Origin of the sequence: Brasilonema sp. UFV-L1 (genome assembly GCF_012912105.1) — a bacterium.
GTDB lineage: Bacteria > Cyanobacteriota > Cyanobacteriia > Cyanobacteriales > Nostocaceae > Brasilonema.
This window is the reverse complement of sequence record NZ_QMEA01000307.1, coordinates 24,113-37,446: the sequence shown is the minus strand read 5'-3', so window position 1 is coordinate 37,446 and position 13,334 is coordinate 24,113. Positions and strand designations below refer to the sequence as shown.

Below are 13,334 nucleotides of genomic sequence, written 5' to 3'. Positions count from 1 at the left end.
TGATAATAGATTCGTAGTCACAGCGGTAGTGCGAAGTGACAAACCCATGACTCTATTTATAGAATTTTTCTGCCTGTCAGAACTTCTCGCACTTCCAGCATGGCAGAATAGGTAGGTAATATGTGCAAAGTTTCATTGTCTGGTGTGTGTTCTAACGCGATTGCAATGGCTTGTCGTAAATCTTCTTCGACGATGAGATTGAAGTGAGTTTGAGGAGTCTTTTCGCTGTAGCGCAAACGTAACGCCATGTCATAGAGGCGATCGCCACTCACAACTAAAGTCCCTCCTCGTTCTACTAATTTCTCTGTATCCACATCCCAAATCCAAGATACGTCAGTTCCATCGGGTGTCCTGTCATTCAGCACAAGCAGTGTCGTTTTGTCAAGACTTTGAGTCACAACGCGAATTGTTTCATTCGTTCCCACAGGATTTTTTGATAACAAAATTCGTACTCGTTTCCCATTAATTTCTAACTCTTCAGCACGACCAAATGCAGCTTGGAAATTGTTAATCGTATCTAGGATAGTTGCTTCATCAACTCCTAATTCTATAGCAGCGCTAGCGGCTGCCAAAGTATTATATTTGTTGTACAAGCCTACAAGTATTTGTGGAAATTCGCGGCTATCAAGCACGGGTTGACTTCTACTAAAGCCACATTTAGGACAATGAAAATCTCCTAAATGGGACAAGTAAACGCCTTTGTAATCTAAGGAGTGTCCACAACTAGGACAAAATATAGAATCGACAGCGTGAGGAATTTCATCTAGATAATTTTCTGGCTCATTCAAGCCAAAGAATAACACTTTCTGCGGTAACTGCTGACCAAGATAAGATAAGGTTGGGTCATCAGCATTAGGAATGACGACTGTTTGACTTGGAAGAGTAGAAATGACTTTTGTCCAACGTTTGCTAATTGTATCAACCTCTCCGTATCTGTCGAGTTGGTCGCGGAACAAGTTTAAACACAGAATTATCTTAGGCTGAATTGGTGCAAGAATCTTTGGTAGGATATTTTCATCAACTTCTAAAATGGCGTAATCAACATTTAGCGTACCGACTAAGTTAGTACTTTCCAACAGCGCTGTCATCAAGCCGTTTTCTAGATTTGCGCCTGTAGAGTTGTGAGCAACGCGATACCCTTTGCGTTCTAGAATTGAGCACAGAAGCAGCGAAGTGGTTGTTTTACCATTGGTACCAGCAATTAAAATGACTCCGTTCTTGACTTGTTGAGTTAATAACTGCAAGAGTCGGGGTTCGATGCGACGCGCCAGAGAACCTGGTAAAACACTCGCCGCACCCAAGCGCAGCGATCGCACTCCAAAAGTAACGCTTTTTGCGACTGACACAGCAAAAGCCAGTCGTATCCTGTCTATCAGTTGAATTTTGTTTCCCACATCAGTACCCTAATCTTGGTGAGTGTTGCTAGTTTTAGCAGGTGAGTCTTAAGTTTAATCATGTGAGTTTAGCTAATTCTTGCCAAAATAGCCACCTCAGGAGATGACAGGTGATATGTGACAGACTAATTTCTCTCTAAACTCCTTGTCTTCCTGTAACTGAGCAGTATTGAGAGGCGATGCGGAAGCCACCTGCACTCTATCGCCTATATTTGGTTTAGATGATACCCACTCAAAGTGATGTCAATAAATAAAAAAGGTAGGAAAAACAAGTGAAATCTAGCTTATATTTAACAGCAACAGTTTCGCAAGGAAATAAAATCGAGATTCAAAATCCAAATCTGATAGAAGGACAAACTGTAGAAATCGTGATTATCATTCCGCAGCCTGATATTCCTACTCCCGATGATAATCAGTCTCTTTCTTTAGAACAGCGTCAAGCTTTCCTGAAATTACCGGGCGTAAATTGCTGAGTGCAGCAAAGAAATAACAGGTTATTGTGCCAAAATCGAGCGTATCAAAATGCTCATAACTTCAAATGAAAGGATTTTACTCGCGAACGAGTGTTTGATAGTCGCGAACAAGTGTTTGTAACTTACGAACAAGTATTTGTAACTTACGAACAAGCGTTTGTAACTTACGAATAAGCGTTTGTAACTTACGAATAAGTGTTTGTAACTTACGAATAAGTGTTTGTAACTTACGAATAAGTGTTTGTAACTTACGAATAAGCGTTTATAACTTACGAACAAGCGTTTATAACTTACGAACGAGTATTTGGAACTCGCGATACTCCTTCTCCTACCGGAGACGCTGCCTAACGGAGTCGCCAAAGGCGATGCTCCCAAGGGGAGCCGCGCAAAGCGCGAACGACAAAAGACACGCTTTCACTCACTCAGACTGGCGATGCTCACGCAAGTATTTTAAATTTTCACGGATAGTGATTGTGTTGGGATGATTGACTCATTCGCTGAGTGAAGCAATTTCCAATGCTTTGAGAAGAAGTGGTTCAGCTTCAGTGTACCGTCCTTGGGAATCGTAGAGTAGAGCCAAGTTGTTGTAACTGGAGGCGACATCGGGATGCTCATCTAAGCGCAGGCGTCGCCTTAGTTCCAATGCTTTGAGCTGCCCAATATTTGGTTCTGGCTTGCTAGTCATAACAGTTATCAGTTATTCCCTCGTTCCCTCGTTTCCTCGTGATCATGCTCTGCATGGTAACGCATTACCTTGGGCTGCTGCGTCAATGCATACTGTTGGCGAAGTCGTATCTGCCTCCACGCTCGATCGCACGTTTGTAAGCTTTTCGGGCATGGATGCGATCAAGAAATTCCTTGAGCTTTGGTCGGTTCTCGACTTCTTCGCTATGCATAGCAAGCATTTCGAGGGGAAAACTCATTTGGATATCGGCGGCGGTGAATTCAGAACCCGCGAACCACATACTCTTATGGAGTTCGCTTTCGATGTAGTCAAAGTGAAGCTTGATCTGGGGTGCGATGAATGCGCTCTTCGCGTCGTTGTTCCCTAGTCCAAAATGATCGAAGATGAGATTGAGGAGCAAGGGCGGCATTGCAGAACCTTCAGCGTAGTGTAGCCAATACGTGTAGCGCAGACGCTCCGGTGTTCCGGATGCTGGAACTAACCGACCATTGCCGTAGCGATCTACTAGGTATTCGATGATAGCACCTGACTCGGCAATCGTAAGGTCTGCATCTGTGATCACTGGTGACTTGCCGAGTGGATGGACTTGCCGCAGTGACTCCGGTGCTAGCATTGTTAGGGGATCGCGTTCGTAGAACTTAATTTCGTACTCGATACCTAATTCTTCAAGCAGCCATAGCACACGTTGCGATCGCGAGTTGTTGAGATGATGGACAATGATCATAAAACGTTCCGAGTAGTAACAAAGCCTAATTTTTAACTCATTTCGCGCTTTGCCCATCCCTCTGTAGGGTGGGAAAAGCGACTCCTCACAAAAATCAAAGAAATGAAACACTTGTTACGATGCGTATTGTGTTCATCAGCGTCATAGCAAGGTACACAATTAATGACAATTTGCGCATTTGTTACAGGTGCTACAGGCTTTATTGGTGCTAACTTAGTACGGTTGCTTCTTCAAGAAGGCTATGCAGTCCGAGCGCTAGTACGTCCTAACAGCCGCTTGGACAATTTACAAGATTTAGATGTCGAGATTGTCAAAGGCGATTTGAACGAACCAGATTTATACCGGAAAATACAGGGCGCTCAGGTATTATTTCACGTTGCGGCTCACTATTCACTTTGGCAAGCTGATCGAGATATATTATACCACAATAACGTTTTGGGAACACGTAATGTTTTAGCGGCTGCACGTCAAGCAGGTATTGAACGCACTGTTTACACGAGTTCTGTTGCTGCGATTGGAGTCGGTAAACCAGGGAAGGTAGTGGATGAAACTCATCAAAGTCCTGTTGAGGAACTTGTTGGTCACTATAAGAAGTCTAAATATCTAGCTGAGCAAGAAGCAAAACAATCAGTTCAACAGGGTCAAGATATCGTGATAGTCAATCCAAGCACTCCAATCGGACCTTGGGATATTAAACCAACTCCGACTGGGGGGGAGATTATTCTGCGGTTTTTGCGAAGGCAAATGCCATTCTACCCAAACACGGGTTTGAATTTCATTGATGTGCGCGATGTGGCGAGGGGACACTTATTAGCTTTGGAAAAAGGACAAACAGGAGAACGTTATATCTTAGGCAACCAAAACCTTTCTTTTAAAGAACTCCTAGACCAACTCGCCGAAATCACAGGTTTGAGTGCTCCTCAAAAATCTGTACCAGCGTGGTTACCCCTCAGTTTAGCTTGGATTGATGAGCGAATTCTCGCGCCTTTAGGTAAACCCCCTTCGATTCCTTTAGATGGTGTTCGCATGGGGCATCAATTCATGTATTACGATGCTTCCAAAGCGGTTCGAGAATTAGGTTTACCTCAAACTCCAATCAGAACAGCTTTACAAGACGCCGTAAATTGGTTTGTGGCTCAGAAATACGTTGAGGTAGCATACAAATAGAGACTTTTCGGCGAGTTACCATAACCATGCAAAATTGTCATCGGACATTTTGCTCAATCGGTTGTGTGCAGACTACCGGTGGCTAGAGTCTATGTTCAGGTGTGAGGAAAATTATGGGTATTCAGTTACAACAAGCTATTGAAATAGGTAAATATTTAATGACTCAACGCCTGTTGGGTCGAAAACGCTTCCCTTTGGTTCTAATGTTAGAACCTTTATTCCGGTGTAATTTGGCTTGTCCTGGTTGTGGTAAAATACAGCATCCTAAAGAAATACTTAAGCAACACTTAACTCCTGAAGAATGCTTTGCTGCTGTCGAAGAGTGTGGCGCACCAGTCGTCTCTATTCCTGGAGGCGAACCTCTGCTGCATCCCCAAATTGATGAGATTGTGCGAGGCTTGGTTGCACGCAAAAAGTTTGTTGTCTTATGTACTAATGGACTGTTGTTAGAGAAGAGCTTAGATAAGTTTGAACCTTCCCCATACTTGACTTTTAGTATACATTTAGACGGGATGCGGGAGTTTCATGATAAGTGTGTAGACCGCAAAGGAGTGTTTGACACTGCAATTGCTGCGATTCGTGCGGCAAAAGCAAAAGGATTTCGTGTTGCAACAAACACTACGGTTTTTGACGGTACTGACCCGAAAGAATTACAGGAGTTGTTTGACTTCCTCAGCACGCTGGGTGTTGATGGTATGACAATTTCTCCTGGCTATAGTTACGAATGGGCACCGGATCAAGATCATTTTCTCAAACGCGAACAAACACGGGCGCTCTTCCGGCAAATTTTTGCTCCTTACAAAGCAGGAAGCAAGAAAAACTGGGATTTTCTCAATAGCCCATTGTTTTTAGATTTTCTCACTGGTGAGAAAGACTACGATTGTACTCCTTGGGGTAGTCCCAGCTATAGCGTTCTTGGTTGGCAAAAGCCTTGTTATCTTCTGAATGAAGGACATTATAAGACTTTCCAAGAACTGTTAGATAAAACTGACTGGAGTCAATACGGTTACGCGAGTGGAAATCCCAAGTGTGCAAATTGCATGATGCATTGCGGTTATGAACCCACGGCTGCAATGGATGCGATGCAACCAACAAATATCGGGCGATCGCTTAAGTCGCTTTTAGGTATGGGAAGCTAGTCTTTAGGCAAGACTTAGCACTCTTTGTGGCGATGCTCCCTCTGGGAGCCGCCCTTTGGGTTGGGTGCGTTTAGGCATAGTGTTTGCTATTTACTGACGTGGCGTCGGCTGCGCGATATCAAAATGAATTTTTATGGAAGGTAAGGTTTTATTATTTCTACAATAGAAAACAGATATATCAAACTATAATTAGGGGTTGTTAAATGCCCAAAAGCCTTGTTAATAAAACAATTGTATTTAGTTTACTTTGTTCTTTGCTGGTCATGACAACCGCTTGTGGGGGTGAGAGTTCCAGTGACACGAACTCTTCACAAGTTAATCAAACCACAGAAATCAGAAATGGTGAAGTTAAGCTGAATTGTTCTTCTAGTTCACCAGATGATCAAGTCACGACAACAGCAACTGTTAATGGGAAACAGTACAAATGTGAAAATGGGCGGACGATTAGGGTGAGATAAGCTGTAACGCCTATAAGTGTACACTATATAGCCGCTCCCATGCTCCCGATGAAGTAAAAAGTAAATGTCCAGTTTGTCGAGATTTTATTAGCAGTGGAAGCTCATAGAAACTGAGGTTAAAATCACAAGCAAGGTTTGAATCGGCAAGATAACGATTATGAAGACTGCTGAAAAATTAGCTGCGGGTTGGTTGCTTACACTCGGATTTATGTTTTTGTCACTCTCAGCTTCTGCACTCATGCAGAAAAATGCTATGCAGAAGCCAATCTTACCAGGTGTCAGACAGGTTGTAGATCTTCCTGATTTTCGTAATGAAGAAGCCATTAACGTACTGGATAATACTGCATTTAATGGTTTAATTTTTGGCGTTCCCACCTCCGTATTAGGAGTCTGGTTAGCATTGGGAGTATACCGCCAAAATCAGCAGGAAAAAAAGGCAATTAAGGCGCAGACAAGTGACCAGTTGCAATCTACGTTTTATCGTATGATTCAAGATAATCATGGGCGCATCACTCTTGTCGGCTTTGCAATGCAGTCACAATTGCCACCAGCCACTGCAAAGCAATATCTAGATGAGCAAGCTAAACTATTTAATGCTAATTTTAAAGTAAGTGAAGAAGGGGGAATCTCTTACCATTTTGACGTTTAAAGAGCAAATTGGCTAAAAAGTTACCTCATGACACGAATTTTTTTGAGTTTAGCAGCTATTTTAGGTGGTTTATCTGTTGCTGCTGGTGCATTTGCTTCTCATGCTTTGCGGGAAAAAATCAGCGATCGCTCCCTAGAAATTTTTGAAGTCGGCGCTCGTTATCAGATGTATCATGCCTTAGCACTGCTAGTAGTCGCACTACTCCTCAGTCGCATTGAGTCACCTCCCGTGACTCTTGTCGCCAGCGGATGGCTGTTCATCATTGGTATTGCTGTCTTCTGTGGGAGCTTATATGCTCTGAGCTTAAGCGGTGTGAAATCTTTAGGAGCGATCGCTCCCTTAGGAGGAGCAGCTTTTATTGCAGGTTGGGGTGCTCTAGCTTTCGCTGCTTGGAGTTTGAAATAATTCTGATTTCACAACTAGTACCGCAGTCATTGCAACGCAAAACTCTTGTATCCCAAGAGTTTTGTTTGTCTCGAAAACTGTTATAGTACATTTGCGCTCGCCTCCGTGAGGCAGGTGTTCTGCCTTGTATAACCAGGTTTTACTAAACTCATAAAATATAACTTTTCAGATATCTTCTGAAATAAGAAAAAATTGCTTAGTACATTTATATCAAAATTTAAGATATCTCAAAGAGATATATTTGGAGTGGAATCGGCGACGCTATGCTGTATATAACACTACAAAGTCTTGTGACTTTATTTGGATTTATTCCTCACGGACATTGCTATCTCTGGAAGACAGACTTAGTTTCGGTTCATATCATATCCGATGCTTTGATTGCGCTGTCCTATTATTCAATACCAATCTCGCTAGCGTATTTTATCAACAAGCGTAACGATTTCCCCTTTATCGGCATAGTTTGGCTTTTCGGAGCATTCATCTTTGCTTGCGGTACCAATCATGTGATGGAAATTTGGACACTTTGGTATCCCACTTATTGGCTATCGGGATGGTTGAAAGTTGTCACTGCTGTGATCTCAGTATACACAGCGCTGGCACTTGTACCATTAATCCCAAAAGCACTTGCTCTACCCAGCCCAGCACAACTAGAAGCTGTCAACCGTGAACTACAACAACAAATTGCAGAACGCCTGCTTGCAGAAGAGGCTTTGCAAAAAGCTAACGAGGAGTTACTCAAAAGAAGTCAGTCGCGGCTAGAGTTAGCTCAAAAGGTTGGAAGAATTGGAACCTTTGAATGGAATATTCAAACACAGGAGACAATGTGGACGGAAGAATTTGAAGCTTTGTACGGACTCACTCCTGGTAGCTTTGGCAATAGATATGATAACTGGGTGCAAACACTTCATCCTGGTGACTTGGTTAGAATAGAACAACAAATTCAACGTGCTATTAATGAAAGCTCAGAATTAGACACCGAATTTCGCATTGTTTGGCAAGATGGAAGTGAACACTGGATAGCAGCCAAAGCTCAAGTCTTTAGTGATGACACCGGAAAGCCTTTGCGGATGATTGGCGTGAATATGGATATTACAGAACACAAACGAGCAGAGCAGAAAATCCGCGAACAAGCTGCTCTGTTAGATATTACAAAAGACGCTATTATAGTTCACTCATTAGACGATAACAAAATTCTATATTGGAGTAAAGGTGGCGAAACTCTTTACGGATGGAAGACAGAACAGGCATTAGCTCAGGATGTTAATGTTCTGTTATATGATGAAGAAGTTTTACCAAATTTTGAAGATGCGAAGAAAACAGTTACAATGACAGGTGAATGGTATGGGGAATTTCATCACTTCACGCAGTCCAACAAGAAAATTATTGTCTCAAGTCGATGGACTCTGATGTGCGACTGGTCAGACCAATCAACATCAATTCTGACTGTAAATACAGATATCACAGAGAAGAAAGAACTTGAAGCACAATTTCTGCGCGCACAGCGTTTGGAAAGTATTGGCACACTTGCGAGTGGTATTGCCCATGATTTAAATAATGTATTAACACCAATTATTGCTTCTGCTCAACTGCTTCTACATATAGAATTCTCTGAACAGAAGAGGCAGAGATATTTGACAATAGTAGAATCAAGCGCAAAACGCGCGGCTGCTTTAGTCAAGCAAGTTCTACAATTTGCACGAGGATTTGAAAGTCAGCGCACTATTGTTCAACTTGAGCATTTACTTCAGGAATTTAAGCAAGTCACTCTTGAGACATTTCCTAAATCTATTGAAATTTGCATAAATATAGCACCTGATCTTTGGACAGTTTTAGGAGATGTCACTCAACTGCAACAGATTTTTATAAATCTTTGTGTTAATGCTCGCGATGCAATGCCAAATGGTGGTACCCTGAGTATCTCTGCAGACAATCTTCTCATTGATGAAAACTTTGTCAAGATGAATCCTGAAGCCAAACTTGGTTCCTACGTTGTTGTTAGTGTCTGTGATACGGGAATTGGCATTTCTCCAGAAATCATAGATAGAATTTTTGAGCCATTTTTCACAACTAAGGAAGTGAGTAAAGGTACAGGATTAGGACTTTCAACAGTGTTTGGGATCACCAAAAACCACGGCGGGTTTATTAAGGTGTATAGCGAAGTTGGACAAGGAAGCGAATTTAAGGTGTACTTACCAGCACTAGAAGGAAGCATTTCTCAGCCAGTAGAAGAGATTGAACTCTTTACAGGAAATGGAGAATTAATTTTGTTTGTAGATGACGAACTTGCGATTCAAGAGATTAGCAAGACTTTACTTTCAACGCATAACTATAAAGTTATAACTGCTAGTGATGGAATTGAGGCGATCGCACTTTACGTCGAACATCAAGAACAAATTCAAGCAGTGGTAACAGATATAATGATGCCATCTTTGGATGGGATGAATACCATTCGTGCTTTGCAGAAAATTAACCCATCTGTAAAAATCGTTGCCATTAGCGGATTGTCATCAAACAAAAGGGTAGCCCAAATGTCTGGGATTGGTGTTCAAGCATTTTTGTCTAAGCCTTACACAATGCAGGAATTACTGAAAACCTTACACTCAGTGTTGAACGTTCAATAGTCATCCGACTGCTATATAAAACCTAGACAAGTCTAGACATTTATTTCTTTCTTCATAGGGAGCATGGGAGCGGTTAGCCCGCGCTAACGCGCCGCTGCGCTAACAGAAAGCATTCACGCCAAAGCCCTGCGCGATAGATTAATTGCTGCATTCAAATCCCTGTCCATCACATATCCGCAATGTTCACATGAATAGACACGTTGACTTAACGATAGGGATTCTTTCTTGCAACCACAGTTACTACAAGTTTTGGAGGATGGATACCATCTATCCGCAACAACTAACCTGCTTCCAAACTTCTTGCATTTATATTCAAGCTGTCTTTTGAATTCATGGAATCCGCAATCAGCGATGCATTGAGCAAGTTTATGATTTTGCATCATGCCCGAAACATTCAAGTCCTCAACCACTACAAGCGCGTGGTTTTTGCATAAGTAGTTGGTGACTTTGTGAAGCGAATCTTTGCGAATGTTTGAGACGCGAGCATGATGCTTTGCAAGTTTGATTTTTGACTTATGACGATTGCTACTACCTTTCGCTTTTCGCGCCAAAGTCTTAGACAATCGTTTCAGCTTTTGGATGTTTTTTTTGTAGGTTTTTGAATTAGGAAATGTAATACCAGTACTAAGTGTAGCCAGTTCTTTAATCCCCAAATCCACTCCTACAACATCTACGGATTTAGGCGTAGGCTCGGTTTCTACCTCATACGCAAATGCAATGTACCAGTCATCGGCTATCCGAGATATTGATAACTTGGTGGTCGCTGTATGAGGCAATCCTTCATAAGTTTTGACCCATCCAATAGTAGGTAGCTTGACACGTACACCACCGACGGGGATAGGTTTACCACTAGCGTCAATCGTAAAAGAATCATTCTGACCTTTCTTTTTGAACTTTGGATAACCGCCCAGCCCTTTAAAAAATCGGCTATATGCATCACCAAGTTGATCGAAAGCGTATTGAGTAATCTTTTGACAAATACCTTTCTCCTTGATCCATTCAAACTCAGGTTTTACGTGGTTGTTAAAGAACTTCTTGAGAAGATATTTGTTTGGCTTGTATCCATCATTATATAAGTTCTGCCAAGTTGCCAAACCCCAGTTGTAAGTAAAACGCGCTATACCAGCGTGCTTACTCATTATTACTTTTTGTTCGGCACTCAGTTTCAACTTAGTTTTGATGGATAAAAGCATTGTTCGACCTCAAATACTATGTTAATGTTAGTATATCAACACTTACAGCCTAAGTCAATGACTTTCAGGAAGAAAAACAAATTAGGCGCACTCCCTTTTAACGAAGAGCCGTTTGACAAGTCGCCCGTGTGTTTTAAAGTACGCGAAGGCGTTAGAGAGAAACTTAAAGCCGTCCCTAATTGGCAGGAACGGTTGAGGAAACTCGTTGATGAGTTGATCGAAGACATGGGAGATAGTTGTCAATAAATGGCTAGCTTTGTCTAGGAAACCGGCTACTTAGGACGTACTCTACTTGCATTGGGTTTTACTCAAAACACCGCGAGAATCTTTACTCAAACAACCACAACAACATGATATCTAAACAGGTGAGTAGTATTGGTAAAGGGGGAGATAGCAAGGGACTAATAGCCAGTTGAGGAGATGACAGATGACATGTGACAGACTCATTTTTCTCTAAACTCCGTATTATATTTCCTACTGTTTCCCTAAATGCTGTACTCTAAACCCTGTACCCTCTCCCCTTGTCCCCCCTGTCCTCCAGTTTGCTACATTCAGCACAAACTAGAAAAATATAAATGTTGAAAGGTTCTTTTTGATGAATACCATAAAGTGGCGCTTTTTACTGAATTTCATTCCAAACTGGCGGCGATTGTTTTCCTTGTTCCTACTGCTGACTTGCTTGTTATTGACTAATATACAGTCGGCGTTTGCTGGTATCGATAACGACAGATATGACGGCAATATTTTTGTGGTTTATGCGGGAAATGGTTCACTCATTCCTCCAAAAGTAACTCTTGCAAAAGCTTTAGCAGAGCATAAACCGACGCTATTAGCATTTTATGTGGATGACAGCAGCGATTGTAAAAAATATGCCATTGTTATTTCAACGGTACAAGAATATTACGGTCAAGTAGCAGAAATTATCCCTGTCACTGTTGATAGCATTCTCACCGAGAAGACTTATAACTCCACAGAACCAGGTTATTACTACTCAGGGGGTGTTCCTCAAGTTGTCGTGTTTAATCAGTCGGGTGAGGTTGTTTTGAATAAAAAAGGTCAAGTCCCTTTTGAAGAAATAGACGAGCAATTTCGGAAATTGTTTGATTTATTACCTCGTTCAGAGTCAGTACCATTGAAACGGCGAGCATTTAATGAGTTAAACAGTGAGTTAACAAGGTAACTTGTGGGGTAGACAAAATTTGTCTGCCCTATTTTTTAGTGTTATTAGATACTGCAAAGCTTTTGACTCTAAGGAATAATTGACATGAACAATTTTTAAAAATTATTGAGAACTGAGGAGTTAGGAAGTCACAAATCAGTAACAGAAGAAATAATGACTATTGACCAATGACAATGACTAATAGAGTGTGTTCTGATGTCAAAGGTTTACACTACCGAGCAGTTAATCCAAATTTTACGGTCTGAACGCCAAGCTTGCCTCAAGGGAAAACGCCTGAAGTTAGCAGTCACCGTCTCTGGCAATCCTGTCATAGACCAGTTTATCAGCACCGATGGGCTACAAATGTTTACAGCATATGAAGATTTCAAAGCCACCATTCACGACTATCAAAACTTACATCAAGTTTCAGGTATTGTCTGGCGTGAAGTGAGTGTCAAAGGAAAAACCTTACGCTATCCAGAAGTTGATGCTCACTTAATTGCTTTATCCAGTGACATAGAAATATTAAAAGCAGCAAAAAATTCTGTATTGGAATTTTGGAATGAAGTCACTGTAGGAATGGACTTGTACTTAAGTTTTAATCATGGCAAACAGCATCAACAAATTATAAAAGCTGATGTGGATAGAATTGCTCAAAGAACAGAATGGACAAATTTATGGAAGTCGGAAAATACTAACTTTTTGGAAATTATTTTACAGTTAGGATGGGGAAACCCAGAGGAAGCTTCTTATAAACGAGGATTTCCAACCTCAGGAAGTGAGTATATTCATGCAGTCAATCCCGGAAATCTTCCAATAGCTTGAGTGAATGGAAGTTTAACCAGCAAGCTCAAAATCCTATAGACATAGTTTATGGAACTATTACTACAGGTACACTTTGGCGGTTTCTACGGCTGCAAGATAATACTATCACCATTGATTTGACTGAATATCCACTTCCTCCAGTTAAGTCCATTTTAAATCGATTGATTTACATGGTAGGTTTGTAGTGAGAATGCGATCTGCCGGAGGGCGTAGCGTGCGCAAAGCGCTCGTAAGGCAAGCGTTAGCGCAGGCCCCCTAAGGGGCTAGCGATCGCCATTTGGGCGGGCACCCTGCGCCATTGCGCTTGGCAAATGTTCCAGCCCTTGAATTTTGTTAGCGCAGCAGGACGCAGTCCCGGATTGAATTCCAAGGTAAGCTGTCGCGCTTTTAATTTGCATATTATTTTGGTCTAGCCAATCATTGAAACCCTCTTCCCTTCAGC

General features: G+C 41.8%; 15 protein-coding genes. 10 read left to right on the top strand and 5 right to left on the bottom strand.

The annotated features are described in order from the left end of the window. Positions 1-56: 56 nt before the first annotated feature. On the bottom strand, positions 57-1,394 hold the full coding sequence (locus tag DP117_RS34475; RefSeq protein WP_169222627.1) for a Mur ligase family protein: 1,338 nt from the start codon (positions 1,392-1,394) through the stop codon (positions 57-59). Between the two features lie 272 nt (positions 1,395-1,666). Between DP117_RS34475 and DP117_RS34470 the strand changes: the two genes are divergently transcribed. Next, positions 1,667-1,867 (top strand): hypothetical protein, encoded by a 201-nt coding sequence (locus DP117_RS34470; protein ID WP_169222626.1) that lies wholly within the window; start codon positions 1,667-1,669, stop codon positions 1,865-1,867. Positions 1,868-2,357: 490 nt separating this feature from the next. Here DP117_RS34470 and DP117_RS34465 read toward each other — a convergent pair whose 3' ends face one another. Together DP117_RS34465 and DP117_RS34460 are read right to left on the bottom strand one after the other, a co-directional pair. After that, entirely contained in the window at positions 2,358-2,552 is a 195-nt protein-coding gene (locus tag DP117_RS34465) for a tetratricopeptide repeat protein (protein ID WP_169222625.1), read from the bottom strand. An 82-nt stretch (positions 2,553-2,634) separates the two neighbouring features. Then, positions 2,635-3,276 (bottom strand): glutathione S-transferase, encoded by a 642-nt coding sequence (locus DP117_RS34460; protein WP_169222624.1) that lies wholly within the window; start codon positions 3,274-3,276, stop codon positions 2,635-2,637. A 168-nt stretch (positions 3,277-3,444) separates the two neighbouring features. On the opposite strand from DP117_RS34460, the gene hpnA reads away from it, so the two are divergent. From hpnA to DP117_RS34430, 6 genes are all read left to right on the top strand, one after another. After that, the gene (gene hpnA, locus DP117_RS34455; RefSeq protein WP_339381198.1) at positions 3,445-4,443 is read left to right on the top strand and encodes a hopanoid-associated sugar epimerase; all 999 of its coding nucleotides are present in this window, start codon (positions 3,445-3,447) and stop codon (positions 4,441-4,443) included. A 113-nt stretch (positions 4,444-4,556) separates the two neighbouring features. Further along, complete coding sequence (gene hpnH / locus DP117_RS34450; protein ID WP_169222622.1) at positions 4,557-5,582, top strand: adenosyl-hopene transferase HpnH; 1,026 nt, start codon at positions 4,557-4,559, stop codon at positions 5,580-5,582. A gap of 203 nt (positions 5,583-5,785) precedes the next feature. Next, positions 5,786-6,040 carry a hypothetical protein gene (locus DP117_RS34445; RefSeq protein ID WP_169222621.1) on the top strand — a complete coding sequence of 85 codons (255 nt, stop codon included), beginning with the start codon at positions 5,786-5,788 and terminating at the stop codon, positions 6,038-6,040. 157 nt (positions 6,041-6,197) lie between these two features. Continuing rightward, positions 6,198-6,689, top strand: coding sequence for a hypothetical protein (locus DP117_RS34440; RefSeq protein WP_169222620.1), 492 nt, complete (start codon positions 6,198-6,200; stop codon positions 6,687-6,689). 27 nt (positions 6,690-6,716) lie between these two features. Then, on the top strand, positions 6,717-7,094 hold the full coding sequence (locus DP117_RS34435) for a DUF423 domain-containing protein (protein ID WP_169222619.1): 378 nt from the start codon (positions 6,717-6,719) through the stop codon (positions 7,092-7,094). Positions 7,095-7,357: 263 nt separating this feature from the next. Then, positions 7,358-9,715 (top strand): PAS domain-containing protein, encoded by a 2,358-nt coding sequence (locus DP117_RS34430; RefSeq protein WP_248277974.1) that lies wholly within the window; start codon positions 7,358-7,360, stop codon positions 9,713-9,715. A 113-nt stretch (positions 9,716-9,828) separates the two neighbouring features. Here the strand turns inward: DP117_RS34430 and DP117_RS34425 are convergent, their stop codons facing one another. After that, complete coding sequence (locus tag DP117_RS34425; protein WP_169222618.1) at positions 9,829-10,908, bottom strand: RNA-guided endonuclease TnpB family protein; 1,080 nt, start codon at positions 10,906-10,908, stop codon at positions 9,829-9,831. A gap of 595 nt (positions 10,909-11,503) precedes the next feature. On the opposite strand from DP117_RS34425, the gene DP117_RS34420 reads away from it, so the two are divergent. The 3 genes from DP117_RS34420 to DP117_RS34410 all read left to right on the top strand — a co-directional run bounded on the left by DP117_RS34420 (position 11,504) and on the right by DP117_RS34410 (position 13,077). Then, positions 11,504-12,088: a thylakoid membrane photosystem I accumulation factor gene (locus tag DP117_RS34420; protein WP_169222617.1), complete on the top strand. Its 585-nt coding sequence runs from the start codon at positions 11,504-11,506 to the stop codon at positions 12,086-12,088. Positions 12,089-12,283: 195 nt separating this feature from the next. Continuing rightward, positions 12,284-12,892, top strand: coding sequence for a hypothetical protein (locus DP117_RS34415; protein ID WP_169222616.1), 609 nt, complete (start codon positions 12,284-12,286; stop codon positions 12,890-12,892). Further along, complete coding sequence (locus tag DP117_RS34410) at positions 12,889-13,077, top strand: hypothetical protein (protein ID WP_169222615.1); 189 nt, start codon at positions 12,889-12,891, stop codon at positions 13,075-13,077. The genes DP117_RS34415 and DP117_RS34410 overlap by 4 nt, the downstream gene beginning before the upstream one ends. A gap of 78 nt (positions 13,078-13,155) precedes the next feature. Here DP117_RS34410 and DP117_RS37145 read toward each other — a convergent pair whose 3' ends face one another. Continuing rightward, positions 13,156-13,290, bottom strand: a complete 135-nt coding sequence (locus DP117_RS37145) for a hypothetical protein (protein WP_282440351.1) — start codon at positions 13,288-13,290, stop codon at positions 13,156-13,158. Positions 13,291-13,334 lie beyond the last annotated feature (44 nt).